The 25,089-nt window shown below is 66.7% G+C and carries 22 protein-coding genes; 7 read left to right on the plus strand and 15 right to left on the minus strand.

Annotated features, from left to right (window positions below):
- Positions 1-25: 25 nt before the first annotated feature.
- The 3 genes from LN450_RS02795 to LN450_RS02805 all read left to right on the plus strand — a co-directional run bounded on the left by LN450_RS02795 (position 26) and on the right by LN450_RS02805 (position 2,996).
- Positions 26-697, plus strand: a complete 672-nt coding sequence (locus LN450_RS02795) for a 4-carboxy-4-hydroxy-2-oxoadipate aldolase/oxaloacetate decarboxylase (protein ID WP_011349026.1) — start codon at positions 26-28, stop codon at positions 695-697.
- A complete protein-coding gene (locus LN450_RS02800) occupies positions 690-1,745 on the plus strand; it encodes a 4-oxalomesaconate tautomerase (protein WP_041855095.1) in 1,056 nt (351 codons plus the stop codon). The genes LN450_RS02795 and LN450_RS02800 overlap by 8 nt, the downstream gene beginning before the upstream one ends.
- Positions 1,746-1,973: 228 nt before the next feature.
- Positions 1,974-2,996, plus strand: coding sequence for an amidohydrolase family protein (locus LN450_RS02805; RefSeq protein ID WP_008572519.1), 1,023 nt, complete (start codon positions 1,974-1,976; stop codon positions 2,994-2,996).
- A 301-nt stretch (positions 2,997-3,297) separates the two neighbouring features.
- Here LN450_RS02805 and rpmG read toward each other — a convergent pair whose 3' ends face one another.
- From rpmG to rsmG, 9 genes are all read right to left on the minus strand, one after another.
- A complete protein-coding gene (gene rpmG, locus LN450_RS02810) occupies positions 3,298-3,465 on the minus strand; it encodes a 50S ribosomal protein L33 (protein ID WP_002809462.1) in 168 nt (55 codons plus the stop codon).
- Between the two features lie 13 nt (positions 3,466-3,478).
- Positions 3,479-3,715 (minus strand): 50S ribosomal protein L28, encoded by a 237-nt coding sequence (rpmB, locus tag LN450_RS02815; protein ID WP_002809459.1) that lies wholly within the window; start codon positions 3,713-3,715, stop codon positions 3,479-3,481.
- A gap of 258 nt (positions 3,716-3,973) precedes the next feature.
- Positions 3,974-4,621, minus strand: coding sequence for a cation diffusion facilitator family transporter (locus LN450_RS02820; protein ID WP_011349028.1), 648 nt, complete (start codon positions 4,619-4,621; stop codon positions 3,974-3,976).
- Entirely contained in the window at positions 4,618-7,830 is a 3,213-nt protein-coding gene (locus tag LN450_RS02825) for an efflux RND transporter permease subunit (RefSeq protein ID WP_011349029.1), read from the minus strand. The genes LN450_RS02820 and LN450_RS02825 overlap by 4 nt, the downstream gene beginning before the upstream one ends.
- 549 nt (positions 7,831-8,379) lie before the next feature.
- Positions 8,380-9,651, minus strand: coding sequence for a permuted SH3 domain-containing protein (locus tag LN450_RS02830; protein ID WP_011349030.1), 1,272 nt, complete (start codon positions 9,649-9,651; stop codon positions 8,380-8,382).
- Between the two features lie 182 nt (positions 9,652-9,833).
- Complete coding sequence (locus LN450_RS02835; protein ID WP_011349031.1) at positions 9,834-11,105, minus strand: TolC family protein; 1,272 nt, start codon at positions 11,103-11,105, stop codon at positions 9,834-9,836.
- A gap of 55 nt (positions 11,106-11,160) precedes the next feature.
- A complete protein-coding gene (locus LN450_RS02840) occupies positions 11,161-11,544 on the minus strand; it encodes a DUF2946 family protein (protein WP_011349032.1) in 384 nt (127 codons plus the stop codon).
- 456 nt (positions 11,545-12,000) lie between these two features.
- Positions 12,001-13,812, minus strand: coding sequence for a DUF885 domain-containing protein (locus LN450_RS02845; protein ID WP_039418096.1), 1,812 nt, complete (start codon positions 13,810-13,812; stop codon positions 12,001-12,003).
- 308 nt (positions 13,813-14,120) lie between these two features.
- A complete protein-coding gene (rsmG, locus tag LN450_RS02850) occupies positions 14,121-14,759 on the minus strand; it encodes a 16S rRNA (guanine(527)-N(7))-methyltransferase RsmG (RefSeq protein ID WP_008575964.1) in 639 nt (212 codons plus the stop codon).
- A gap of 223 nt (positions 14,760-14,982) precedes the next feature.
- Here rsmG and LN450_RS02855 point away from each other — a divergent pair, with 223 nt between their 5' ends.
- Together LN450_RS02855 and LN450_RS02860 are read left to right on the plus strand one after the other, a co-directional pair.
- A complete protein-coding gene (locus LN450_RS02855; protein WP_011349034.1) occupies positions 14,983-16,611 on the plus strand; it encodes an alkaline phosphatase D family protein in 1,629 nt (542 codons plus the stop codon).
- Between the two features lie 171 nt (positions 16,612-16,782).
- Positions 16,783-18,354 (plus strand): alkaline phosphatase D family protein, encoded by a 1,572-nt coding sequence (locus tag LN450_RS02860; protein ID WP_011349035.1) that lies wholly within the window; start codon positions 16,783-16,785, stop codon positions 18,352-18,354.
- 16 nt (positions 18,355-18,370) lie between these two features.
- On the opposite strand, the gene LN450_RS02865 is transcribed toward LN450_RS02860, so the two are convergent.
- Positions 18,371-18,967 carry a 4'-phosphopantetheinyl transferase family protein gene (locus tag LN450_RS02865; protein ID WP_029820730.1) on the minus strand — a complete coding sequence of 199 codons (597 nt, stop codon included), beginning with the start codon at positions 18,965-18,967 and terminating at the stop codon, positions 18,371-18,373.
- Positions 18,968-19,093: 126 nt separating this feature from the next.
- Here LN450_RS02865 and LN450_RS02870 point away from each other — a divergent pair, with 126 nt between their 5' ends.
- Positions 19,094-19,345 carry a GlsB/YeaQ/YmgE family stress response membrane protein gene (locus LN450_RS02870; RefSeq protein ID WP_005914591.1) on the plus strand — a complete coding sequence of 84 codons (252 nt, stop codon included), beginning with the start codon at positions 19,094-19,096 and terminating at the stop codon, positions 19,343-19,345.
- A 61-nt stretch (positions 19,346-19,406) separates the two neighbouring features.
- On the opposite strand, the gene LN450_RS02875 is transcribed toward LN450_RS02870, so the two are convergent.
- Positions 19,407-19,844, minus strand: a complete 438-nt coding sequence (locus LN450_RS02875; protein WP_008575974.1) for a GFA family protein — start codon at positions 19,842-19,844, stop codon at positions 19,407-19,409.
- Complete coding sequence (gene xth, locus LN450_RS02880; RefSeq protein WP_008575976.1) at positions 19,841-20,620, minus strand: exodeoxyribonuclease III; 780 nt, start codon at positions 20,618-20,620, stop codon at positions 19,841-19,843. The genes LN450_RS02875 and xth overlap by 4 nt, the downstream gene beginning before the upstream one ends.
- Before the next feature lie 391 nt (positions 20,621-21,011).
- Here xth and LN450_RS02885 point away from each other — a divergent pair, with 391 nt between their 5' ends.
- Positions 21,012-21,320 (plus strand): hypothetical protein, encoded by a 309-nt coding sequence (locus LN450_RS02885; RefSeq protein ID WP_074038688.1) that lies wholly within the window; start codon positions 21,012-21,014, stop codon positions 21,318-21,320.
- Here the strand turns inward: LN450_RS02885 and LN450_RS02890 are convergent.
- The 3 genes from LN450_RS02890 to LN450_RS02900 form a co-directional block, all read right to left on the minus strand.
- Entirely contained in the window at positions 21,314-23,041 is a 1,728-nt protein-coding gene (locus tag LN450_RS02890; RefSeq protein WP_228892601.1) for a cation acetate symporter, read from the minus strand. The genes LN450_RS02885 and LN450_RS02890 overlap by 7 nt on opposite strands.
- The gene (locus LN450_RS02895) at positions 23,038-23,355 is read right to left on the minus strand and encodes a DUF485 domain-containing protein (RefSeq protein ID WP_008575982.1); all 318 of its coding nucleotides are present in this window, start codon (positions 23,353-23,355) and stop codon (positions 23,038-23,040) included. The genes LN450_RS02890 and LN450_RS02895 overlap by 4 nt, the downstream gene beginning before the upstream one ends.
- 86 nt (positions 23,356-23,441) lie before the next feature.
- Positions 23,442-24,824 carry a DcaP family trimeric outer membrane transporter gene (locus LN450_RS02900; protein ID WP_008575984.1) on the minus strand — a complete coding sequence of 461 codons (1,383 nt, stop codon included), beginning with the start codon at positions 24,822-24,824 and terminating at the stop codon, positions 23,442-23,444.
- Positions 24,825-25,089 lie beyond the last annotated feature (265 nt).

Raw genomic sequence — 25,089 nt, forward strand, 5'->3', positions numbered from 1 at the left:
GCGCACTCTTAACGAGGATGGATGGATGAGCCAGGTCGTTACCCGGATCGAGCGGACGCCGTTGGCCATCGTCGACGGGCTGGCGCAGGCCGGCGTGGCCACCGCGCACGAAGCGCAGGGCCGCAGCGGCCTGCTGCACCATCGGCTACGTCCCATCTACGCCGGCTGCCGCATCGCCGGCACCGCGGTCACCGTGTCGATTCCGCCCGGCGACAACTGGATGATGCATGTGGCCATCGAGCAACTGCATGCAGGCGATGTGCTGGTGGTCGCGCCCACCAGCGACTGTTGCGACGGCTACTTCGGCGACCTGCTGGCCACCTCGGCGCAGGCGCGCGGATGTCGCGGCCTGATCATCGACGCCGGCGTGCGCGATGTGCGCGATCTCACTGCCATGCAGTTCCCCGCCTGGAGCCGCGCCATCTGCGCGCAGGGCACCATCAAGGAGACGCTCGGCTCGGTCAACGTGCCGCTGGTGTGCGCCGGGCAACTGATCCAGCCCGGCGATGTGGTGGTGGCCGACGACGATGGAGTCTGCGTGGTGCCGCGTGCCACCGCTGCCGAGGTGCTGACCGAGGCACAGGCGCGCCAGGCACGCGAGCTGCGCAAGCGCGAACGCCTGGCAAACGGCGAACTTGGCCTGGACATCTATGCGATGCGCGAACGTCTGGCCGCCAAAGGCCTGCGTTATGTCTGAGCGCGTGCGCGCGATGTGGATGCGCGGCGGCACCTCCAAGGGTGGATTCTTTCTGGCCGACGATCTGCCCGCCGACACCGCCGCGCGCGACGCGTTTTTACTGCGCGCCTACGGCTCGCCGGATGCGCGCCAGATCGACGACATGGGCGGCGCCGACCCGCTGACGTCCAAGGTCGCCGTGGTGTCGCGCTCGACGCGTGCCGATGCCGACGTGGACTATCTGTTCCTGCAGGTCGCGGTGGAACACGCGCAGGTCAGCGATGCACAGAACTGCGGCAACCTGCTGGCCGGCGTTGCCCCGTTCGCGCTGGAACGCGGCTTGCTGCCCACGCGCAATGGCCAGACCCAGGTGCGCATCTTCATGCGCAACACCGGCACCCTGGCCACCGCCACCGTGCAGACGCCCGGTGGCACGGTGCGTTACGACGGCGATGCCCGCATCGACGGCGTCCCCGGCACGGCCGCGCCGATCGCGCTGGCATTCGCCGATATCGCCGGCTCTTCGTGCGGCGCGCTGCTGCCGAGTGGGCATGCGGTGGACACCCTCGACGGCCTGCAGGTCACGCTGATCGACAACGGCATGCCCTGCGTGGTGCTACGCGCCAGCGATGTCGGCATCAGCGGTTACGAAGACCGCGCCACGCTCGACGCCGATGCTGCGCTCAGGGCGCGCCTGGAAACGCTGCGTCTGCAGGCAGGCCCGTTGATGCATCTGGGCGATGTAGGCACTGCCACGGTGCCGAAAATGATGCTGGTCGCCGCCCCGCGCGCCGGTGGTGCCATCAGCGTGCGCTCGTTCATCCCGCACCGCTGCCATGCCTCCATTGGCGTGCTGGGTGCGGTCACCGTCGCTACCGCCTGCCTGCTGCCCGGCTCGCCCGCCCACGCGCTGGCACAGGTGCCTGGCGGGCGCAGCCAGCGGCTGGACGTCGAACACCCCAGCGGTGCGAGCAGTTGCCTGATCGAGCTCGATGCGCAGGGCAGCGTGGTCGGTGCCGCGGTGGTCCGCACGGCGCGCAAATTGTTCGATGGTGAGCTGTATGGCTGAACGTGCCGTTGCATCGCCGAGCTGCCGCGGCCGCCATCGCAGCGGCACGTGTGCGTATGGACCGCCTGAGCAGGCCATCGACACGCAGCGCGTCGTGATCCGTGCCGATCTGCGCATTGGGACCGCCACATCCGTCGGGACCTGCAGCGTCCGTGCCCCCGGCAGCCCCACCTTGCGCGCAGGCAATCGCTGGCGCACCGCTTCCGCTACAACGTACCCACCATCGCCATGATCATCGACTGCCACGGCCACTACACCACCGCGCCTGCCGCGCACGATGCGTTCCGCAAGGCACAGATCGCGCATTACAACGATGCGCAAGCGCCTGTGCCGGTGTATCCGCACATCAGCGACGATGCGCTGCGCGAAAGTGTGGAGATGCACCAACTGCGCCTGCTGCGCGAGCGTGGTGCCGACATGACGATCTTTTCGCCACGCGCCAGCACCATGGCGCATCACATCGGCGACGAAGCCGTGAGCCAGGCGTGGACGCGCCACTGCAACGACTTGATCGCCCGCGTGGTACAGCTGTATCCGCAGACATTTATCGGCGTATGCCAGCTGCCGCAGTCGCCGGGCGTGCCGATCGCACACGCGATCGCCGAACTGGAACGTTGCGTCAACGAGCTGGGTTTCGTCGGCTGCAACCTCAATCCCGACCCATCCGGCGGGCACTGGAACGGTGTGCCGCTGACCGACCGCGCCTGGTATCCGTTCTTCGAAAAAATGGTCGAACTCGACGTCCCGGCGATGGTGCATGTCTCCGGCAGTTGCAATGCCAATTTCCATGCCACCGGCGCGCATTACCTCAATGCCGACACCACGGCCTTCATGCAGTTTCTCGAAGGCGATTTGTTCACCGATTTTCCGCAGCTGCGCTTCATCATTCCGCACGGCGGCGGTGCGGTGCCGTATCACTGGGGCCGTTTCCGCGGCCTGGCCGACATGCTGGGCAAGCCTGCGCTGTCCACGCATGTGATGGGCAATGTGTTCTTCGACACCTGCGTGTATCACCAACCCGGCATCGACCTGTTGTTCAAGGTGATCGACATCGACAACATCCTTTTTGGCTCGGAAATGGTCGGCGCAGTGCGCGGCATCGATCCGCAGACCGGCCACTATTTCGACGACACCAAACGCTACATCGATGCGCTGGCGATTTCCGATGCCGACAAGCACAAGGTGTTCGAGGGCAATGCGCGGCGGGTGTATCCACGGCTGGACGCACAATTGCGTGCGCGTGGGCTGTAGCCGTGTCCCCTTCTCCCGTCGGGAGAAGGTGCCCGTAGGGCGGATGAGGGTACGGGCGAAGCCTCGTGCAGTCAGAATAATTGCGAGGCTTCGCCCCGTACCCTCACCCCAACCCCTCTCCCGAGGGGAGAGGGGCTTTATCACGCACCTTTGTTTCTCTTGGGCTTGGCTGGCAACCCGGTAGTGGAAATCACACTGCCATCGGCACCTGCACGCATCAACACCATTCCCCAACCCCACAAACGCAAACACCCGCCTTGCGGCGGGTGTTTGCTTGAAAGCGGATCCAGCGATCAGTCGATCACTTGATCTTGCCTTCCTTGTACATCACGTGCTTACGCACGACCGGGTCGTACTTCATCATTTCCATCTTCCCCGGCGTGTTTTTCTTGTTCTTGTCCGTGGTGTAGAAGTGGCCGGTAGCGGCCGAGGAAATCATACGAATCTTGTCACGCTTGCCTTTTGCCATGACTGCTTACTCCTCAGACCTTTTCGCCGCGCGCACGCAGCTCTTTCAGAACGGCATCGATGCCGTTCTTGTCGATGGTGCGCAATGCATGCGCGGAAACACGGAGCTTCACCCAGCGGTTTTCGCTGGCAACCCAGAAGCGACGCTCGTGCAGGTTGGGCAGGAAGCGACGACGGGTTCTGTTGTTTGCGTGGGAGACGTTGTTACCCGTCTGCACACGCTTGCCGGACACTTGGCATACGCGGGACATTACGCACCTCGATAAATGAATTGCCACCCATAGCCTGGGGAGCGGCGGCCCCGACAGCGCAGGGCTGTCACGCAACGTTGGGAATCAAGAACTTACGCTGGAACAGGCCGGAAACCCCATTGCGCTGGGTACCGCCATCCGGAGCGATCCGGGCACAGCGAGCCGCGCATTATGCACGGCTTTCCTATGTGCCGCAAGCACTTACGCTACCTGCCGGACGCGGTCGGCGGCGCACCCGGCAACGGTGCCAACGCGCGATCACCCGCCTCCGGCTTGCGCTGGCGCAGCGACCCGGCGCAGTTCCGCCCAGGCACCACGCGCCACCTGCCAGGCCGAGCGCAGAAACAAGAGCAGCAAGACCCCTGCGATCAGCAGGTCCGGCCAACCACTGCCGAACGCCCACACCGTTGCGCTGGCCGCCAGCACCGCCACGCCCTCGTAGACATCGTTGCGCGAGCAGGCCCAGGCCGATGCCAGGTTGATGTCGCCGCTACGGTAGGGCCACAACAGGCGCAGGCAGACCAGATTGGCGGCGAAGTTCAGCGCCGCCACCACCCCCATGCTCTGGAACAGCGGCAGCTGTGGGTGGGCCAGTTTCCAGCCGATCTCGGCCGCCACCGCCAGCGCCGCCAGCAGGATCATGCCGGCCTTGAGCAGGGCCACCCGCGCCTTGGCGGTCAGGCTGGCGCTTACCACAGCCAGGCTGAGTGCATAGGTGAGTGCATCGCCCAGATTGTCCAGGCTGCCGGACAGCAGCGAGGCCGCGCCGCTGTGCAGCGCGCCGGCCAACATCAGCGCAAAGCTGCCGGTATTGATCGTCAGCACCCACCACAGGACGCGCCGTTGGCGCGCCTGCATGGCGGCCACATCCAGGGTCTTGCCGCAGCCGCAGCAGGCATCGCTCATGGCGTGCTCCCGTGCGGCTGCGTGGGAAGCGATGCGACGCGTGGCGCCCGCTCCCGATGCAGCCAGCGATACAGCACCGGCAATACCAGCAGGGTGAGCAGGGTGGAGGAGACGATGCCGCCGATCACCACCGTGGCCAGCGGGCGCTGCACTTCGGCACCGGCACCGACGTTGAAGGCCATCGGCACAAAGCCCAGCGCGGCCACCAATGCGGTCATCAGCACCGGTCGCAGCCGCGCCAGCGCGCCTTCGCGCAATGCCTGCTCCAGCGGCATGCCCTCGGCGCGCAGGCTGCGCACGAAGGCGATCATCACCAGACCGTTGAGCACCGCCACCCCCGACAACGCGATAAAGCCCACGCCGGCGGAAATCGACAAGGCCAGCCCGCGCAGCGCCAACGCCACCACGCCGCCGGTCAGCGCCAGCGGCACGCCGCTAAACACCACCAGCGCATCGCGCAGCGAGCCGAACGACCAGTACAGCAGCGCGAAGATCAGCACCAAGGTGCCCGGCACCACCCAGGCCAGGCGCTGGCTGGCGGAGATCAACTGCTCGAAGGTGCCGCCGTAGCCGATCCAGTACCCGGTCGGCAGTTTGACCTGCGCCTTGACGCGCTGCTGCACCTCGGCCACGAAGCTCCCCAGATCGCGATCGCGCACGTTGGCCGTGATCACGATGCGGCGCTTGCCGTCTTCGCGGTTGATCTGGTTGGGCCCCAGCACGGTGTCGACCTTGGCGACCTCGCGCAGCGGCACGGTGGTCGGCTCGCCACTGCGCCAGCCTGCCGCGTGGCTGGACTCGTCCGCATCGGCACGTTCGCCATCGCCACGCAGCGGGATCGGCAGATCGGCCAGCGCCGTCGGGTCCTGGCGCAGGGCTTCGGGCAGGCGCACCACGATGTCGAAGCGCCGGTCGCCTTCGAACAATTGCCCGGCCTCCTGCCCGCCTACGGCCGCCGCCACGGTGTCCTGCACCACGCCGGGATTGAGCCCGTAGCCGGCCAACGCGGCGCGATCGGGCACCACCGCCAGCATCGGCAAACCGGTGGCCTGTTCCAGACTCACATCGGCCGCACCGGGCACCGCGCCGGCGATTTCCTGCACGCGCTGCCCGAGCTGGACCAACGTGTCCAGATCGTCGCCATAGACCTTGATCGCCACATCCGCACGCACACCGGAGATCAGCTCGTTCATGCGCATCTGGATCGGCTGGGTGAACTCGTAATTGTTGCCGGGCAGCTGCTTTACCGCCTCCTCGATCTCGGCCAGCAACTGCGCCTTGGGCTTGCGCGGATCCGGCCACTGCGCACGCGGATGCATGATCAGGAAGGTATCGGCGACCGATGGCGGCATCGGGTCGGTGGCCACTTCGGCGGTGCCGAGTTTGCCGAACACATGCGCCACCTCCGGAAACTGCTTGATGCGTTTTTCCAGCGTGGATTGCATGGTGATGGCCTGCTCCAGGCTGGTGCCGGGAATGCGCAGGGCATGCAGCGCAATATCGCCTTCGTCCAGATTGGGGATGAACTCGCTGCCCAGGCGCGTGGCCAGCACCGCGCACAGCGCCACCGTTGCAAACGCTGTAATGCCGACCCACCGGCCGTGGCGCAGCGCACGTTCGAGCAATGGCGCGTAGACGCCGCGCGCCCAGCGCATTGCGCGGTTGTCGTGCTCGGCCACCTTGCCGCCGAGCAGCAACGCGATCGCTGCCGGCACGAAGGTCAGCGACAGCAGCATCGCGCCGGTCAGCGCCAGCACCACGGTGATCGCCATCGGGTGGAACATCTTGCCTTCGATGCCGGTGAGCGCGAACACCGGCAGATACACCGCGATGATGATGCCCAGGCCGAACAGACTGGGGCGGATCACCTCGGCAGTGGCTTCGGCAGTGAGCGCGAAGCGCTCATCGCGTTCGAGCACGCGCCCCAGCCAGCGTTGCGCTTCGCCGAAGCGGCGCAGGCAGTTCTCTACGATGATCACCGCACCATCGACGATCAGGCCGAAATCCAGCGCACCCAGGCTCATCAAATTGCCGGACACGCCACCACGCACCATGCCGGTGAGCGTGAACAGCATCGCCAGCGGAATCACTGCGGCCGTGATCAGCGCTGCGCGCACGTTGCCCAGCAACAGGAACAACACCACGATCACCAGCAATGCGCCTTCGATCAGGTTCTTGGCGACGGTGACGATGGTGCGGTCCACCAGTGCGGTGCGGTCGTACACCGGCACTGCCTGCACGCCGGCCGGCAGGCTGGCGTTGGCCACTTTCAAGCGCTCGGCAGCGGCCTGCGACACGGTGCGGCTATTGGCGCCGACCAGCATGAACACCGTGCCGAGCACCACCTCGGTGCCGTCCTGGGTGGCCGCACCGGTGCGCAACTCACGCCCCTCGCCCACCTGCGCCACATCGCGCACGCGGATCGGCACGCCGGCGCGCCGATCCAGCACGATCGCGCCGATCTGCGCGATGTCGTCCACCTGCCCCGGCACCCGCACCAGAAACTGCTGGCCGTTGCGTTCGATATAGCCGGCGCCGATGTTGCGGTTGTTGGACTCGACCGCCTGGGCAACGTCGTCCAGGGTAAATCCCAGCGCGACCAGGCGCGCCGGATCGGGCGTGATATGGATCTGCCGCGCATACCCGCCGATGGTGTTGACCTCGGTCACGCCCGGCACATTGCGCAGCTGCGGGCGCACCACCCAATCCTGCAAGGTGCGCAGATCGGTCGCCGTCCATGCACTGCCATCGGGCTTGCGCGCATGCGGCTTGGCCTCCACGGTATACATGAAGATCTCGCCCAGGCCAGTGGCAATCGGCCCTAGTTGCGGCTCCAGCTCGGCAGGCAATTGCGACTTGACCTGCTGCAGACGCTCGGCCACCTGTTGCCGCGCGAAATACAGATCGGTGCCGTCGGCAAAGACCGCCGTGACTTGCGACAAGCCATAGCGCGACAGCGAGCGGGTGGATTCCAGACCCGGCAAGCCCGCCAGCACTGTCTCCAACGGAAACGTCACCCGCTGCTCGGATTCCAGCGGCGAATAGCCGGGCGCTGCGGTATTGACCTGCACCTGCACGTTGGTGATGTCCGGTGTTGCATCGATCGGCAAGCGCGAAAAACTCCACGCCCCGATCGCAATCAGCACGCCGGTCAACGCCAGCATCAACCACCGCTGCGCGATCGCAAAGCGAATGATGTTGGTCAGCATGACACGCTCCCCCGTGCAGACATGGCACCGCAAGCCGCCGAGCGTCGCACTGGTCGCACCACCGACAGACAGCGCCGTTGCCCCACAGGAACGCGCCGCACCACATCAAACAGACACTCACCCACGCGCCAGCACTGTCGTGGTATTAGTTCTCGTTGTTGCTGTTGCTGTTGTTTGCTTTCGGGGCCCCATACCGCAGCGGCAAGGCCGGCAGATACAACCCGCAGGGCGGCGCGCATGGATGCGCGACGTTTTTGTAAGGGACAGGGACGTCCCTTACAAAAATTTCTGCCGGCCTTGCGAACCCGCAGCGCCGCAGGCGCGGAGGGCGCGAGGACGGGGTGTGCTTTCTTTTGGTTACTTTTCTTTGCACAAGCAAAGAAAAGTGACTCGCGCCCGACAGGGCGTGAAAGCCTTTGCCCTAGCCCGAAGGGGCGCGAAAGCCTCTGCTCCAGCCCAAGAGGGCGCGAAGGCCTTGGACGTGGCACGTCCCCCTGCACCCAACAAACGCCCCCACTCGACAACGCACTGCCACACAAACCAACGCGATCAATGATCATGCGAAGCCCCCGACTTTTCGATATCGGCCTTCACCAGATAACTCTGCTCCACCACCACCGCATCGCCTACCGCCAAGCCCGATAACACTTGCACCTGCTGCGCATCGCGCGCCCCCAGCTTCACCGGCCGCACTTCGTAGACATCGCCCACCCGTACAAACACCACGTCCCAGTCGCGGAACCGCTGCAACGCCCCCACCGGCACCACCATCGCTGCCGGTTGCTGCGCCACCGTGACCCGCGCCTTCACCGCAGAGCCAGGCCGCCATAAACCATCGCTATTGCGCAGCACCGCGCGCGCCACCGTGCTCTGGCTCGCCGTCGCCGTGCCGGGCAATACACGCTCCAGGTTCGTTTGCGCCACGACGCCATCGCTGATGCGCGTGACCGTCACCGGTGCGCCGGCGGTGATATGCCCGGCGTCGGCGCCGAAGATGTGCAGATCCACCCACAAGGTGGACAGGTCGGCGATCTCGAACAAGGCCTGGCCTTCGCTGGCATTGCTGCCCAGGCTGGCATTACGCGCCAGCACGGTGCCGCTGATCGGTGCGCTCACCGAATAGGTGGTCAGGCTCAGATTGCTCTCCACCGTGGCCAGCACCTGACCGGCGCGTACCTGGTCGCCCACGTTGACGCGCAGGCTGCGTACCGGCCCGGGAAAACGCGCGGTTGCCTGCGCTTGCGCGCCTTCTGCCGGCGTCAGTAGCCCCTGCACTTCGTGCTGGTCGGCAATGCTGCCGGCGCCCACCGGCGCAACACGAATGCCGGCGTCCTGCGCAACCTTGGCCGCGATGGTGGTGCGGCCTTCATAGCTGGGATAGGCCCAGCGATGGGTCTTGCCCTGCACGGTGGCGCGCACCTCCACATCGAACGAATGCGGCTCGCCGACCGTGCTGTCGGCCAGCAGGCTGCCGTCGTCGCGCGGCTGCAATCGATGCACTTCATTGATACCGCCGAGCCGGGTCAGATGCACCTCCACCTTGCCGGCGGTGGCCGGCAATGGTTTGCCATCGCGGTACAGCCAGGCCTGGTACGTAGGCGGCGTGCCGTCTTCGGCGATGGCCAGCTCCACGCTGTCGCCGTCCTGGCTGAGCAACCGCCCGCCGTGCGTGCCGGTCTGGGCTTCATCAGCGTGCGCATCGGCGCCCGCCTCGCCTTCGGCGGCGTGCCCTGTGTGGTCTTCGTGCGCTGCGTCGCTGTTGCGGCTGCAGCCGCTGAGCACCAGCGCCAGCAGCAGCGGCGCAATCATGAAACGTGTCATCGAAGGTGGTCCTGGTTGGCGCCGACGCGCTGCGTCGGGCGAACGAATGGAAGTGGGTTGCGAAGAAGGTGCGCCTGGGGTGGGCAGCGTTTGGCGAGCGCTGGGTGCCGACATCGCTGCAGATGCGGCGATTCCAATAACGCCCTCACGCGCGGCATGAAAACGCAGTAGCGAAACAGCAGTCATGGCGTCACCTGCGCGGCAGGCTCGCGCACGAACGGCTGCCCGGTCAGACGCTGGATTTCGATCAGCGCCGTCTGTGCTTCCAGTGCGGCGGCCAGTTGCTGCTGGCGTGCATCGCTGCGTTGCGCCTGCAGCTGCGCCCAGTCCAGATAACTGGTGGCGCCGGCGCGATAGGCGCGCTCGGCGGCGGCATCGGCGCGTGCGAGCGCCGGCAGTACATCCTCGCGCATGCGCGTCACTTCCAGCTGTGCCGCGCGGTAGCGGCCATGCGCATCGGCCAGCGTGGCGTAGAGCACCGACGCCTGCGATTGACGTTCGATGTCCAGCAACGCCAGCTCCGCTTCGGCGGCGCGAATCTCCGGCTGCGCACGTGCAGCGCTGCCCAATGCCAGCCAGACGCTGCCAAGCAATGCAGTGGCGTCATTGCCTTCGAGCCGGCGCACGCCCACCTGCCAGTCCAGATCCGGGCGCGCCTGGCTGCGCGCCAGGCGTACGCGGGCTTCGCGCACGCGCTGCTCGCCGTTCAAGCGCGCCAGTTCCGGCGTGGCATCGAGCAGCTGCGCCAGCACCTCGAACTCGGGAATCGCCGGCAGCTGCAACGGGTCGCCGGTGATGGCGCCGAAGTCCGGCGTGCGCTCGCCCCACAACACCGCCAGCTGGCGCCGTGCGGCCAGCAGCTCCTGCTGGGCGCGATCGCGCTCCAGTTCTGCGCGCGCCTGCAGGGCTTGGGCGGTCAGCAGCACCGATTCGGGCGATGCGCCGGCCTGCAGCCGTTGGCGCGCAGCACTGACGGTGCGCTGGCGCTGGGCCAGCGTGTCCAGCGCCGCCGCGTGCCGCTGCGCGGCCATGCCGATGGCCAGGTAACGCCGCGCGACTTCGGCCAGCACATCCAGCCGGGCCAGGGCGCGTTGCGGTGCCAGCGCATCGAGACGTGCTTGCGCCAGGGTGCGGCGCGCGTCGAGCTTGCCGCCGCGTTCCAGCACGCCGGCCAGGGTGACGGTGAGTTCGGCCTGGTCCAGCGCGCGGGTGGGGCCGGTGCCGAACACGTTTTCCAGTTCGGCACCGATCCGCAACGGCGGACGCAGTGCGTCGCGCTCGGCGTCGGCGCTGAGGACCGCGCGTTGGCCATCGGCCAGGCGCAGATCGGGGTGCTGGCGGGCGACGCGTGCAATGGCGTCGTCCAGGGTCAGCACGGGTTTGGGCGGCAGGTCCTGCGCTTTGGCGCACGGCACCACCGCGAAGACGGCAAGCGCCGTCAGTCGCAACCACATGAGGGTGTCTCCGGAATCGGGATCGATGGACAGGCCGGCAGCTGCCGGCGATACATCAGGCCGCGATCGGAGGACGCAATCCGGTCTCGCTCAGATGCGAGCGGTAGGCGGTGGTCAGCACGGGCGGCTGCCCGTGCGTGCGCGCAGGCAACGGGCCCCAGGCCAACGCCGGCAGCATGGCCGGGCTGTGCCCGTGGCAGTAGCCGCTGTGCATCAAGGCATGCAGCAAACCGGCACCGTCGCGTTCGCCGGCATCGCCTTCGTCGGCACCGTCATGGCCATGCGGTGCGGTGTCGTCCAGGTGGGCCTGATCGTGCGCCAGCGCATGCACATCGCCTAGTGCGCAGGCGACCGGTGCAACCAGCACGCCCATGACCAGCACCAGCAACGCCATCAGGCGGAGCAACGGGTGCGACAGGCGGGCGCGAGGAAGCAGCATGGGCGCAGCGTATAGGGGCCGGGGTGGTTACACAATTGCACGGGGTGTTGCGTTGTTTGATGCGCTAGGTGGCTTTCAAAGCTCAGTGGTTCGAGCGCGCGGTGCCCTCGCCGCTCGCGGGACACGCCGTCAACCCGTCCATGGGGGCTCGATGGCGGCAAGGACACCGCACCAGACAGTTGGCTGGTGATTCTTACTGAAGAGCGAGAGCCACGTCCGGTGGTCTGCTGGTTGCTTGTTGAAAACGCTGCACACCAACGCGACTGGTCCTTGCCCGCCTACCGTCGTGGGGCCCTTGGCGGCATGGATGCCGCCACGGAGCCTACATGGACGCACTTGCGGCGTGTCCCGCGATGGTGGGCGGGCAAGGGCCCTGGAGTAAACGCGAAGACCTTGAGGGCGCGATGCCCTCACCGCACTAGAAGGTTGGCCGGCGGTCGGCAATGCGACCCAGCATCACGGCGCCGCGCGACCGGCCGATTTGGCGTCTATCGGGCGTGCCTTGCTCTCAGCGATAAAGGCGCGCACCTGCTGCTCCAGCACCGGCAAGGTGACCGAGCCCTGGCGCAGCACCACATCGTGGAAGGCCTTGATGTCGAAGCGGTCACCCAGCGCCTTTTCTGCCTCGGCGCGCAGCTTGACGATGGTGATCTCGCCCAGCTTGTAGCTCAGCGCCTGGCCTGGCCAGGAGATGTAGCGGTCCACTTCGGTGGTGACTTCGTGCTCGCTGAGCGCAGTGCGGTCGCGCAGATAGGCCAGTGCCTGCGCGCGGCTCCAGCCGTCATGGTGCACACCGGTGTCGATCACCAACCGGCAGGCGCGCCACATTTCGTAGGTGAGCCGGCCGAATTCTTCGTACGGGGTTTCGTAGATGCCCATCTCCTGGCCGAGCTTTTCGGTGTACAGCGCCCAGCCCTCGCCGTAGGCGGAAATGTAGTTCTCGCGCCGGAACGCCGGTTGCTCGCCCTGCTCCAGCGCCAGCGACCCCTGCAGCGAATGACCCGGCGAGGACTCGTGCAACGTCAGCGCCGGCAAGTTGTACAGCGGCCGCGATGGCAGGTTGTAGGTGTTGACCCAGTAAGTGGTGGCGCCGCCGCGGCCGGCGGTCCAGAACGGGGCGATATCGTCGGGCACCGGCTTGATGGTGAAGCGCCCGCGCGGCAGCGTGCCGATGAACTTGCCCACCTGCCCGTCCACGCGCTTGGAAATCCATGCGGCGCGATCGAGCAACTCCTGCGGGGTCTTGGCGTAGAACTGCGGGTCGGTGCGCAGGAAGGCCAGGAACTGCGCGAAGCTGCCCTTGAAACCCACCTGCTGGATGATGGCGTTCATCTGGGTCTGGATGCGCGCCACTTCGTCCAGGCCGATCTGGTGGATCTGCTCGGGCGTCAGTTCCAGCGTGGTGTATTCGCGGATTTGCTGCCGGTAGAACGCCTTGCCGTCGGGCAGTGCTTCGGCCGCCAGCGTGGTGCGCGCCTTGGGCATGTAGTCGTTGCGGAAGAACGTCAGCAGCTTGCTGTACGCCGGAAGGACGGCGGTGCGCAACGCGGCCTTGGCCTGTTCGCGCAGTTGCGCCTGCTCGGCCGCCGGGATCTGCGCAGGCAGCTGCTTGAACGGCGCGTAGAAAGTGGATTCGGTGGGATCTTTGACATCGGCCACGGTGGCGATGGAGACATCGCGCCCGTCCAGCACGGCACGCGGCACGCTGAATCCGCGTGCCAGGCCGGCGCGCATGTTGACCGTCTGCTGGTCGAAATAGCGCGGTACATCGTTCAGGCGCGCGATGTAGGCGCGGTACTCGGCCGCGGTCTTCATCGGCCGCTGCGCCATGAAGCCCAGATTCGACCAGAACGAGCTATCCGAATTGAACGGCATTTCGTACAGGCGCAGGCGCACTTCGGCGGCCAGGTTTTCCACCTGCGGGCGGTAGATGGCGAAGTTGATCTGGTTGGCCGGCGAGAGCTGCTTCGGGTCGATGCCGTCGAGCTGCTTGAGTACGCCGTCCCATACCGCCAGACGCGCCTGCTGCGCGGCCGCGCTGACATCGGGCAGATGCGTGTTGTCGCCGGTGGTGTCGCTGTCTTCGTCGGCCTGGCCGGTCTCGGCCTGGCGCCAGGCCCACTCTTTCTCGTAGATCGCGCGAAAGCGTGCATCGGCCGGTGCCTCGGCGGTGAGCGTGGCCGGTGGCGTGGCGGCCTGCGCCGAGGGGGCGGCGAAGCCTGCGCCCAGCAGGGCGAGCGAGAGTGCGGCGGCGAGCGGAGAGGTCACGTGCGGACGCCTGATCTGGAGCGAACGCCCGATCATGGCAGCACCCGGTCGTGCTGCCATGGGCCGGAAGTCCCAACACGGGCTGGTGCAGGGGCATGGCTGGAGTGTCGGTGCTGCCCTGTTATTGACGGGCGTGTCAGGGGGACTGCCCCCATCCGCCCTTCGGGCACCTTCCCCCGCAGGCGGGGGAAGGGACTTTTAGGTTTGTCAGGGAAGGACGAGACGCTCTTGGTGAGTGCGGTATCGCCCCCGCCTGTGGGAGAGGGTCGGGGTGAGGGCCGCTTGAGACCGGCCGACGCGGCTTCGGCTCAGCCCTTGCGCACCACCACCAGGTGCCGCTCGCCCTCCAGGCCGGGGACCTGCAGCGGGTGCACCTCGCCAACGGTCCAGCCGGCCGGCAATGCGGCGATTTCCTCGTGCGGGTACACACCCTTCATCGCCAACAGGCTGCCGCCCGGGCGCAACAGGTGGCCGCCGACGGCGATGATGCCGGCCAGCGTGTCCAGCGCGCGCGCGGTGAGGTGGTCGTAGGCGGCCGGCTCGTCCAGCGCTTCGGCACGGGATTCGGCCACGCGGGCGTTGCCCAACTCCAGATGGCGCAAGGCCTCGCGCATGAAGCGCGCCTTCTTGCCATTGCTTTCCACCAGCGTCACCTGCAGCTGCGGGCGGGTGATCGCCAGCGGGATGCCGGGCAGGCCGGGGCCGGTGCCCAGGTCGGCCAGGGTACCGCTGGCGATGTAGGGCTGCATGGCCAGCGAATCGAGCAGATGGCGGGTGACCATCTCGCGCGGGTCGCGCACGGCGGTCAGGTTGTAGGTCTTGTTCCAGCGCACCAGCAGGGCCAGGTAGCGCAGCAGCGGTGCGGCGAAGGCCGCATCCAGGGATTGGGCCTGCAGGCCGCGTTCGAGCGCGGCAGAGACATCGGGGGCGAGTGCGGCATCGTTCATGGCGCGATTATCGCAGCTGGGCTGGCGGGCATGCGCGCACCGATCTTTGCATCGCGGCTGGGAATGGCGTGGTTGCCTCGGCAGGCCGTTGCCCTGCCGCGTGCTGCCCGGCCGCGCCGTGGCTGGCTGTGCTGAACCACCGGCAGTGACGCTGCAACACGTGACACAAAACGGACATGCCGTGGCCACAGCATGGCCGTGTCTGCTTGCCTGCCGTTTGTCCATGCCTGTGATCGACCCGTCTGCCGCCTCACCCCTGCCTGATTGCGCTGCCACGCCGGCGCCACCGGATCCGAGCCGGCGGCGCATCCTCATTGCCGGCGCCAGCCTGGCCGCGGCGGGGCTGCTCAGCCCGTTCGCACGCGCCAGCGGCAGTGCCGATCCCTTCACGCTGGGCGTTGCGGCCGGCGACCCGTTGGCCGATGGCTTCGTACTCTGGACACGGCTGGCACCCCGCCCGCTGGACCCGGACGGACGCGGCGGCTTGCGCGCAGCGGTGCCGGTGCGCTGGCAGGTGGCCAGCGACCCGCAGATGCGCACCATCGTGCGCCAGGGCGAGACCATCGCCAGCCCCGTCTGGGGCCACGCGGTGCACGTGGAGCTCACCGGTTTGGCGGCCGATCGTCCCTACTGGTATTGCTTTCAGGCCCTGGGTGCACGCAGCCCGATCGGCAGTGCGCGCACCCTGCCGGCGGCGCATCGGACGCCGGACGCAGCGCGGTTCGGGTTTGTCTCCTGCTCGCACTGGGAACTGGGGTATTTCAGTGCCTACCGCCACCTCGCCGCGGAACAGCCGGACCTGGTGTTCTTCCTCGGCGATTACATCTACGAGTACAGCAACCACGGCGAGGCGGCGCACAAGATCGTGCGCCCGCACGGCAGCGGCGAATGCCTGGATCTGGCCGGCTACCGCAACCGCTACGCGCTCTACCGCACAGACCCGGACCTGCAGGCGCTGCACGCCGGCAGCGCCTGCGTGGCGACCTGGGACGACCACGAGGTACAGAACGATTACGCCAATCGCTGGTCGCAGGACCCCTCGATTCCGGTCGATACCTTTCTGGCCCGGCGCGCTGCCGCCTACCGCGCCTTCTACGAACATTTCCCGCTGCGTGCGCGGCATCGCCCGCACGGCGCGGACATGCGCATCTACCGCTCCTTCGATTACGGCCAGCTGGCGCGTTTCTACGTGCTCGATGGCCGCCAGTACCGCAGCGAGCAACCCTGCCCGCAGGCCAATGGCTGGCGCGGCGGCCATGTGGTGGCCGAAAGTTGCCGCCAGCGCACCGACCCGCAGCGCACCATGCTCGGCTGGGAGCAGGAGCGCTGGCTGCATGGCCGCTTCGCGCAGTCGCCAGCGCGCTGGAACGTCATTGCGCAGGATCTGCTGGTGGCACCGATGCGACAGGCTGGGCGCGACGGCGTGGTCGGGCACTGGACCGATGGCTGGGACGGCTACCCGGCCACGCGCGACCGCATGCTCGATGCGATTGCCAAGACGCGCCTGCGCAACCCGGTGTTCTGGGGCGGCGACATCCACTCGTATTGGGTCACCGACCTGAAGGCCGATCCGGCCGACGACGCGTCGGCAACGCTGGCCACCGAATTCGTCGGCACTTCGATCACTTCCGACGGCCAGAGCAACGACGAACTGCACGCGACCATGGCAGCCAACCCGCATGTGCACTACGTGGACGGGCAAACGCGCGGCTATGTGTCGGTGACGCTTACGCCGGGCCAGATGGAAACCCGGCTGCAGGGCATCTCCGATCGGCGCGACCGCAACGCCACGGTGTCGACCACCAAGCGCTTCGTGGTGGAGGACGGCAGACCCGGCGCAGTGGGGGCCTGAGCCGGGGCGGTAGCCGCGGACGCACTGCCCCGAGGCTGGTGCGCGCGGCATCCTGATCGCGGCGCACTGTGCGGCCCATCGCGGTAACGCGGCCAGGGGTGGTCACGGACACGTGGCGGTAAGACGGCGGCGCTACACCTGCACGCAGCCGCAGCCGCCTGAAGGACACGCATGACTGTCTCCGATCCCGCCCGTCGCCGCATCCTGCAAGGCTTGGGTGCCGGCGTGTTGCTGCCGGCCACTGCCGGTTGGTCAGCGCGCAGCCTGGCCGCGCCGTCGGGACGACCCACCATCACCGACGGGGTGCAGAGCGGCGATGTGCTGGACGACCGCGCGATGCTGTGGAGCCGTGCCGATCGCCCGGCGCGGTTGCGGGTGGAATGGGACACCCGCCCAAGCCTGCGTCAGGCGCGGCGCGTGGACGGCACGATCGCATCGGCGGCGCACGACTTCACCGCACGTGCGGACCTGCGCGGCCTGCCACGCGACCAGGACATCTTCTATCGCGTGCGTTTCGAAGATGCCGACAGCGGTGTGTTGAGCGCGCCCGTCCACGGCCATCTGCGCAGTGCACCGCAGGCGCGTGGCGATGTGCGCTTTGTCTGGAGCGGCGACACGGTTGGCCAGGGCTTCGGCATCAACCCGGACATCGGCGGCATGCGCATCTACTCGGCGATGCGCGAGCGCAATCCGGATTTCTTCCTGCACAGCGGCGACACCATCTACGCCGACAGCCCGATCCCGGCCGAGCTGACGGTGGAAGACGGCAAGCGCTGGCGCAATCTCACCACCGCGGCCAAAAGCAAGGTGGCCGAAACGCTGGACGAATTTCGCGGCAACTATCGCTACAACCTGCTCGATGCGCACGTGCGCCGCTTCAATGCCGAGGTGCCGCAACTGTGGCAATGGGACGACCACGAAACCACCAACAATTGGTCGCCCGGCAAGCAACTGGATGCGCGCTATCAGGTGCGCGACATCGACGTGCTGGCCAGGCGCGCCCGCCAGGCGTTTCTGGAATACGCGCCGATGCGCGGCGTGCGCGCCGACGGCAGCGGGCGTATCTACCGCAAGATTGCCTACGGCCCGTTGCTGGATGTGTTCGTGCTGGACATGCGCAGCTACCGCGGCGCCAACAGCGACAACCTGCAACCGCGGCCCGGTCCCGATGCCGCGTTTCTCGGGCCGGAGCAACTGGCGTGGTTGCAGCGCGAACTGGCCGGCTCGCGCGCGCAATGGAAGGTGATTGCCGCCGACATGCCGATCGGCCTGCAGGTGCCAGATGGCGAAGATGGAAACGGGCGCCCGCGCTGGGAGGCGATTGCCAATGGCGACCCCGGCGTGCCACGTGGCCGCGAACAGGAAATCGCCACGCTGTTGCGCTTCATCAGCCGCGCACGCATCCGCAATACGGTGTGGCTCACCGCCGACGTGCATTACTGCGCGGCGCACTACTATCACCCCGATCGCGCCGCATTTCAGCAGTTCGAACCGTTCTGGGAATTTGTCGGCGGCCCGCTCAATGCCGGCAGTTTCGGGCCCAATGCACTGGATGCCACGTTCGGCCCGAGCGTGGTGTTTCAAAAAGCGCCACCTGCGCCCAACACCTCGCCGCTGGCCGGTTACCAGTTCTTTGGCGAAGTGGACATTGATGGCCGCAGCGGCGTCCTCACGGTGACGTTGCGCGACCTGGATGGGGTGGCGCAGTTCCGTCAACCGATTCTGCCGCACGGCGTGGCTTAGGAACGCGGCGGACGGATTACGCGCCCGCCAACGGATGGAACGCCAATGCGGCGCGGCACTCTGGAGTGGCCCACCATTCGTGCAGCTGCCAGTGTTCGGCCTGGCCAAGTTCCGGATCGCACCACTGCAGGCGCAGTGCGCCGTCGGGCACGGGCGCATACGCAAGCCGGTGCAAGCCGAACGACAGGCCATGCCCATGGGCCTTGAGCAAGGCTTCCTTGGCGCACCACAGCCGGAAGAACAACGCGTGTTGTGCGTCCGGCGCCAGCGCAGCGAGCAAGGCGATTTCATCGCGATGAAAGAAGCGTTGCGCGATCTCCAGCACACGCGGGCGCGCACGAATGCGCTCCAGATCCACGCCCAGTCGCACGCCCTGGCCCAGCCCTACCAGCAGATAGTCGCCGCTGTGGCTCCAACCGGTATCGCGGTCGGGCAGCGCCGGCTGCAACGAGGGACGCCCGCGTGCATCGCGCTGCAATGGCACCACTGCCGGGTCGATGCCCAAGGCCGGGCCGAGCAACTGACGCGCCTGCGGCTCGCCACGCTCGCCGGGGCGGTGCGGGCGTAGCCACAGCTGCACCGGGCCAACCTGCCAGCTCGCATGCGCTGTCACGCGCCGTGCACCAAGCCGAACATTCGGCCACATCGTTCATCGCGCTCGACAGCTGCTTCACGCGCAGCTGCGTTGAATGGCGCCCATGCACCACTTCCGGTGCACGAGAACATGGAGATCAGCAACATGGGCATCATCATCTGGTTGATCGTCGGCGGCATCGTGGGTTGGCTGGCCAGCATCATCATGCGCCGCGACGCGCAGCAGGGCATCATCCTCAATGTGGTGGTGGGCATCGTGGGCGCACTGATCGCCGGTTTCCTGTTTGGTGGCGGCATCAACCAGGCCATTACGCTGTGGACCTTCGTGTGGTCGCTGGTGGGTGCGGTGATCTTGCTGGCCATCGTCAATCTGGTGACCCGCGGCCGCCTGCGCTAACGCAGCGCCTCACACAGCTCTCGCGTCGCGCAACGCCCGGGCCTGCCCGGGCGTTGTCGTTTCAGCCTTTCGCGGCAATGCGATCGGCCGGGTGGTGCACGCCGTCTTCCACCGGCACGGCGATGTTCAACGCATACGGATTGACGCCTTCCAGGCAGCCGACGTTATAGCCGTATTCATTGGGATTGGAGCGGCGCCGGTGATGGGTGTAGATGCCGCACACGCCGCAGAAATAATGCGCTGCGGTCTGCGTGTTGAATTGATACAGCTGCAGCACTTCCTCGCCCTGCACTACATGCAGGCCATCGAGGGTGACCGACGCGACGATGGCGCCGCGCCGGCGGCACATCGAGCAATCGCAGCGGCGTGGATCGAGCAGGCCATGCGGCAGATCCAGATCGATTTGCACTGCACCGCAGTGGCAACTCAGGCGATGCACCGGCCCCAGCGTGACATCGCCCACCTTGTGCGTGCTACGACGCAGATGCCGCTCGCTCATGCGCCGACCTCCGCCAGCCGCACCCACGCCGGCGCATGGTCACTGGGCCGCTCCCAGGTCCGCGGTTCGCGGTCGATGCCCGATTCCACCGCGCGCGTGCGCAACGCGTCCGAGACCAGGGTCAGGTCGATACGCAAGCCCAGATTGCGGCGGAAACCGGCCTGGCGGTAATCCCACCAACTAAAGTGCTCGGCGTCCTGGTTGTGCAACCGGAATGCGTCGTGCAAGCCCAGCGCCAGCAGTTTGTCCAACGCGGCGCGCTCGTCGGTCGAGGTGAGGATGTGGTGCTCGTTCCACACCGTTGCATCGTGCACGTCGCGCGCGTCCGGGGCGATGTTGAAGTCGCCCAGCACCACCAGCTGCGGGTACCGCTGCAGCTCCTGCGCGATCCAGTCGTGCGCTGCGGCGAGCCAGCGCAACTTGTAGGCGTACTTGTCGGTGCCCACGTCCTGGCCATTGACCACATACAGATTGATGATGCGCACGCCATCCACCGTGGCGGCGATGACGCGCTGCTGCACATCGTCGAGCCCGGGGATGCCCATCTGCACGTCAACTGCCGGCGAGCGCGACAGGATCGCCACGCCGTTATAGGTTTTCTGCCCGCAGAACACGCTGCGGTAGCCCAGTGCCGCCAGCGCTGCATCGGGAAACTTGTGGTCTTCCAGCTTGGTTTCCTGGATGCCCACCACATCCGGCGCAAACGCGGCGAGCCACTGTTGCAGGTGCGGCAGGCGCACATTGAGCGAGTTGACGTTCCAGGAGGCAATCTTCATGGCGCGGACCATGGTTCAAACCACCAATGGTACCGCGCCATGCGTCGCCCTCAGGACGGTGGAGCCCGGCGTGGCGGAACCGGGCTATTCCGCCACGCGCTGCCGTGCCGTGTGTGGGAAGGCGCGCGTGCCGGCCTGGCGTGCGCGTCATCGGCGCCACCCTGCGAGCTGGCGCACTGGATCAGCGCAACTGACGCGCTTGCCGCCGAACGTTGGCGAGCGGCCTGCGCCTACGCGCGGGCGCTGCCGGTCGGGCGCCGCCGCCGCCCGTGAGCGAAGGCACGAGGCGGGCACCTGCACCGGACAGCCGCCGTCATTCAATCACTTGACGTGAAGCAACCCGCCCGGTCGAAGTGGATAAGCTGGCCTGACCCCCATGAGACCGCCGGCCATGCCGTCATCCGCCGCAGTCGCGTCGCCACCGCAGTCGCCTGCCTTCCCCGGCCTGAGCCTTGACGAGCGCGACATGCGCGACCGCCTGCGTCTGGCCGGCCTACTCACCCGTGCCGACCTCAGCCGTGGCACCGGAGTATGCGCGCACCACCGCGAACACGCGGCCACCTGGGCCAGGGCCGCGCGGGCATCTCGCACACGTTCCTGGCCGGGCCGCCCCAACAGCGGCGGCATCGCCAAAACGCAGAACGCCGGCACTGGGCCGGCGTTCTGCGATCACAGCAACCATCAACCCGTCGATCAGTGACCGGAGGCGCCACTGGCACCCAGGCCGGTTTCGGCACGGATCTGCTGCGCCTTGAAGGCAGCGCGTTCGTTGGCTGCCTGCGGGCTGCGATCCAGCACCGAGAACAACCAGATGCCGACAAAACCAATCGTCATCGAGAACAGCGCCGGCGAGGTGTACGGGAACGGCGCCGAGCCGGCCGCGTTGCCCAGCGTGTCCACCCACACCGACGGCGACAGGATCGTCAGCACCAGCGAGGAGATCAGGCCGAGGAAACCACCGGTCACTGCACCACGGGTGGTGCAGTTCTTCCACAGCAACGACAGGATCAGCACCGGGAAGTTGGCCGAGGCGGCGATGGCGAAGGCCAGCGACACCATGAAGGCAACGTTCTGCTTCTCGAACACGATGCCCAGCAGCACCGCGATCACGCCCAGCACCAGGGTGGTGGCACGCGAGACCTTGAGCTCCGAACCAGGCGCCGGGTTGCCCTTCTTGATCACCGTGGCATACAGGTCATGCGACACCGCCGAGGCGCCGGACAGGGTCAGGCCGGCCACCACCGCCAGGATGGTGGCGAAGGCCACCGCCGAGATGAAGCCCATGAACACGTTGCCGCCCACCGCGTTGCCGACCAGCACCGCCGCCATGTTGGCCGCGCCCTTGCCGCCGTGGATGGTGCCGGTGGCGACATCGGCGAACTGCGGGTTGGTCAACACCAGTGCGATCGCACCGAAGCCGATGATGAAGATCAGGATGTAGAAGTACCCGATCCAGGTGGTGGCCCACAGCACCGACTTGCGTGCCTGCTTGGCATCGGGAACGGTGAAGAAGCGCATCAGGATGTGCGGCAGGCCGGCGGTACCGAACATCAGCGCCATGCCGAAGGAAATCGCCGAAATCGGGTCCTTGACGAAACCGCCCGGCCCCATGATCGACAAGCCTGCTTTTGCCGCATCCTCGGGCGAAGCGCCACCGCTGGCCGCGACCGCGGTTTTCACCCGCACGCCTTCGGCAAACAGCGCCTCGAAGCTGAAGTTGAAATGCCACATGATCGCCACGGCCATGAAGGTCACGCCGGTCAGCAGCAGCACGGCCTTGATGATCTGCACCCAGGTCGTTGCGGTCATGCCGCCGAACAACACGTAGATCATCATCAGCACGCCGACCAGGGTCACCGCCACCCAGTAGTCCAGGCCGAACAGCAACTTGATCAGCGCACCGGCACCGACCATCTGTGCGATCAGATAGAACAGCACCACCACCAAGGTGCCCGACGCCGCAAAGCTGCGGGTCGCTGTGGGCGCGAAGCGGTAACCGGCCACGTCGGCGAAGGTGTACTTGCCGAGGTTGCGCAGGCGTTCGGCCATCAGGAAGGTCAGGATGGGCCAGCCGACCAGAAAACCGATCGCATAGATCAGGCCGTCGTAGCCGTTGGCCATCACCGCAGCGGTGATGCCCAGGAACGAGGCCGCCGACATGAAGTCGCCAGCGATCGCCAGGCCGTTCTGGAAACCGGTGATGCCACCGCCAGCGGTATAGAAGTCGGCGGCCGACTTGGTCTTGGCCGCCGCCCATTTGGTGATCCACAGGGTGGCCAGCACGAAGAAGCCGAACATGGCAATCGCCACCCAGTTGGTGGGCTGCTTGTCGACCTGGCCCAGGTCGCCGCCGGCGGCCAGCGCGATGCCGGCAGGCACCAGGCCGGCCAGGATCAGGAGAAGGCGCGAAGTCTTGCTCATTTGCGGGCTTCCTCCAGGATCTGCGCGGTCAGCTGGTCGTAGGTGTTGTTGGCGCGACGCACGTAGATGGCGGTGATGACGATGGTGAACACCATCACTCCGATCGCGATCGGGATGCCGATCGAGGTCACGCCGGCACCGATCGGCTTGGCGAGGAATTCCTTGTCGAAGGCAATCAGGCCGATGTAGCCGTAATAGGCCAGCAACATCAGTATGGTGAGCGTCCAGCCCAGCGTGTTGCGCTGACGCTTGAGTGCGTGGTACTTCGGATTGGCATCGATCTTGGCGATCAACGCGTCATTCGAGACGGTCATGGTCTGTCTCCTGGTAGAGCGCTGGTAAGACATAAGGCGGCGATGCCCGCTCCACCGCAGTGGAGCAGGCCGCCAGTGGCAGAACGCTAGAAGCTGTACTTGGTGGTGAACTGCAGCCGCGAAATGTCGCCGCTGTCGCCGTTTTCGGCTTCGCGACGGCCGTACATCAGCTCGGCGCCCACATCCACCTTCGGCAACGGCGAATAGAACACGTTGGCGCGAATGCTTTGCTGGGACTTGCTGGCAAGCCCACCGGTATTGGCCAGCGAATGGTCGTAATTCACGCGCGAGTACATGAGGGTGCTGCGCAGCTTGGCGTTGTAGTCATGGCGCCAGGCCACCCAACCGGCAACCGTGGTGACGGTCTGGATATTGCCGTCGATGTCGATCTCCACATCCGAGCCGTTGCCCAGGCCCAGATAACGTCCCAGGCCCTCGCCGTAGCTGAGCTGGTAACGCAGATCGTTCTTGGAGTTGATGATCCAGCGGCCGCCGCCGGCGATGGCACCGCCGAAGTCGGTGTCGTTGGTCAGCGCGCTGCGGGTGCGGTACTGGCGCGCAATGGCCGACAGACCGAAGGTGCCCCAGGTGCCCTTCCAGTTGTAGCGTGCAGTCAGGTCCGGCATCGCGCCATGGTCCGAGGCCAGGATGGTGTTGCCGCCCTGGTACGGGGTGGTCAGCGTCTCGGGGTTTTCGGCCGACACGCTGAAAGCGCCGCGGGTGTACCGGATCTGGGTCTGACGGCTGAACAACGCACCGTCGGTCGGCCCGACGATGTCGGCCGCTTCCGGCAGGATGGTGGGATCGATGAAGTTGGACCAGGTCTGACCGGCCAGCCAGTTGTTCCAGCTCATGTAGGCGTGCCGCAAGGTACCGCCATACAGATTGTTGACCTGGTTGGCCAGCGCGTTGCCGAAGAAATCCAGTTCGATGAAGGCGGTGAGCTTGTCGCCGTTCTCGGTGACGGTGTCCACGCCCAGATTGAAGCGCGAGAACTTGGCGTGGAAGTCGGTATCGGTGCTGGACGCCTGGCCGCCGACCGGCGTCTGCGTCGGGATATACAGGTAACGCCCCACCGCACCCTCAGGCAATGCGCCGTCGCTGGTGCGGGTGGTCATGAAGTCGGCCTTGATGAAACCACCGTAACGGAACGTTGTCCCCGGCAACGCGTTCGGCGTGATGCTGGTCAGCTGGATCGGCTTCTTGCCGGCCGGCACCGCCGGTGCAGGCGGCGTCTGCGCCTGCAAGGTGCGCACTTCGGTGACCTGCGTCTGCGTCTGCGCGATCTGGCCCTGCTGCTGTTGCTGCGCAGACACCAGCATCTGGACCTGGCGCTCGAGCTCGGCGATGCGCGCTTCCAGTGCCTTTTCCTTGGACGTCTGGGCGAACGCAGCGCCCGGCAAAATGGTGGCCACGAACAAGGCGGCCGCCAACGGATGGCGCACCAGCGGTGCAATACGGTGTTTCATGGAACCCTCTCCCCAATGAAGGCCTCGCGCTTGATGGCGATGCTGTGCGGAGCGTGAGGCAGTCCGCGCTTCGGAGCCTATTCGCCTTTGGTCGTAGCTGCAACGCAGCATTGCGCAAGATGACCGATGGTCGCACCGCAGCACGCCTGGCATGTGCGTTTGCGCACTCACCCCGGTTACGACCATGGTCTAAGGCGCCGTTGACCGCCGGGACAGAATGGATGCGGCACACTGATTGTCTACCGAGGGCAGCCGCAACGCCCTC

Source organism: Xanthomonas euvesicatoria pv. euvesicatoria, from assembly GCF_020880415.1.
In the GTDB taxonomy this organism is placed as follows: Bacteria; Pseudomonadota; Gammaproteobacteria; order Xanthomonadales; family Xanthomonadaceae; genus Xanthomonas; species Xanthomonas euvesicatoria.

Excerpts from the sequence above, each read along its gene's own strand:
- rpmB (WP_002809459.1), bottom strand. The coding sequence starts at position 3,715 with ATGTCCCGCGTATGCCAAGTGTCCGGCAAGCGTGTGCAGACGGGTAAC.
- LN450_RS02840 (WP_011349032.1), bottom strand. The coding sequence starts at position 11,544 with ATGCTGCTTCCTCGCGCCCGCCTGTCGCACCCGTTGCTCCGCCTGATG.
- LN450_RS02825 (WP_011349029.1), bottom strand. The coding sequence starts at position 7,830 with ATGCTGACCAACATCATTCGCTTTGCGATCGCGCAGCGGTGGTTGATG.
- xth (WP_008575976.1), bottom strand. The coding sequence starts at position 20,620 with ATGAAGATTGCCTCCTGGAACGTCAACTCGCTCAATGTGCGCCTGCCG.
- LN450_RS02890 (WP_228892601.1), bottom strand. The coding sequence starts at position 23,041 with ATGAGCAAGACTTCGCGCCTTCTCCTGATCCTGGCCGGCCTGGTGCCT.
- LN450_RS02795 (WP_011349026.1), top strand. The coding sequence starts at position 26 with ATGAGCCAGGTCGTTACCCGGATCGAGCGGACGCCGTTGGCCATCGTC.
- LN450_RS02835 (WP_011349031.1), bottom strand. The coding sequence starts at position 11,105 with ATGTGGTTGCGACTGACGGCGCTTGCCGTCTTCGCGGTGGTGCCGTGC.
- LN450_RS02900 (WP_008575984.1), bottom strand. The coding sequence starts at position 24,824 with ATGAAACACCGTATTGCACCGCTGGTGCGCCATCCGTTGGCGGCCGCC.
- LN450_RS02820 (WP_011349028.1), bottom strand. The coding sequence starts at position 4,621 with ATGAGCGATGCCTGCTGCGGCTGCGGCAAGACCCTGGATGTGGCCGCC.
- LN450_RS02885 (WP_074038688.1), top strand. The coding sequence starts at position 21,012 with ATGCCGTCATCCGCCGCAGTCGCGTCGCCACCGCAGTCGCCTGCCTTC.
- LN450_RS02830 (WP_011349030.1), bottom strand. The coding sequence starts at position 9,651 with ATGACACGTTTCATGATTGCGCCGCTGCTGCTGGCGCTGGTGCTCAGC.
- LN450_RS02800 (WP_041855095.1), top strand. The coding sequence starts at position 690 with ATGTCTGAGCGCGTGCGCGCGATGTGGATGCGCGGCGGCACCTCCAAG.
- LN450_RS02860 (WP_011349035.1), top strand. The coding sequence starts at position 16,783 with ATGACTGTCTCCGATCCCGCCCGTCGCCGCATCCTGCAAGGCTTGGGT.
- LN450_RS02855 (WP_011349034.1), top strand. The coding sequence starts at position 14,983 with ATGCCTGTGATCGACCCGTCTGCCGCCTCACCCCTGCCTGATTGCGCT.
- LN450_RS02805 (WP_008572519.1), top strand. The coding sequence starts at position 1,974 with ATGATCATCGACTGCCACGGCCACTACACCACCGCGCCTGCCGCGCAC.
- rpmG (WP_002809462.1), bottom strand. The coding sequence starts at position 3,465 with ATGGCAAAAGGCAAGCGTGACAAGATTCGTATGATTTCCTCGGCCGCT.
- LN450_RS02875 (WP_008575974.1), bottom strand. The coding sequence starts at position 19,844 with ATGAGCGAGCGGCATCTGCGTCGTAGCACGCACAAGGTGGGCGATGTC.
- rsmG (WP_008575964.1), bottom strand. The coding sequence starts at position 14,759 with ATGAACGATGCCGCACTCGCCCCCGATGTCTCTGCCGCGCTCGAACGC.
- LN450_RS02870 (WP_005914591.1), top strand. The coding sequence starts at position 19,094 with ATGGGCATCATCATCTGGTTGATCGTCGGCGGCATCGTGGGTTGGCTG.
- LN450_RS02895 (WP_008575982.1), bottom strand. The coding sequence starts at position 23,355 with ATGACCGTCTCGAATGACGCGTTGATCGCCAAGATCGATGCCAATCCG.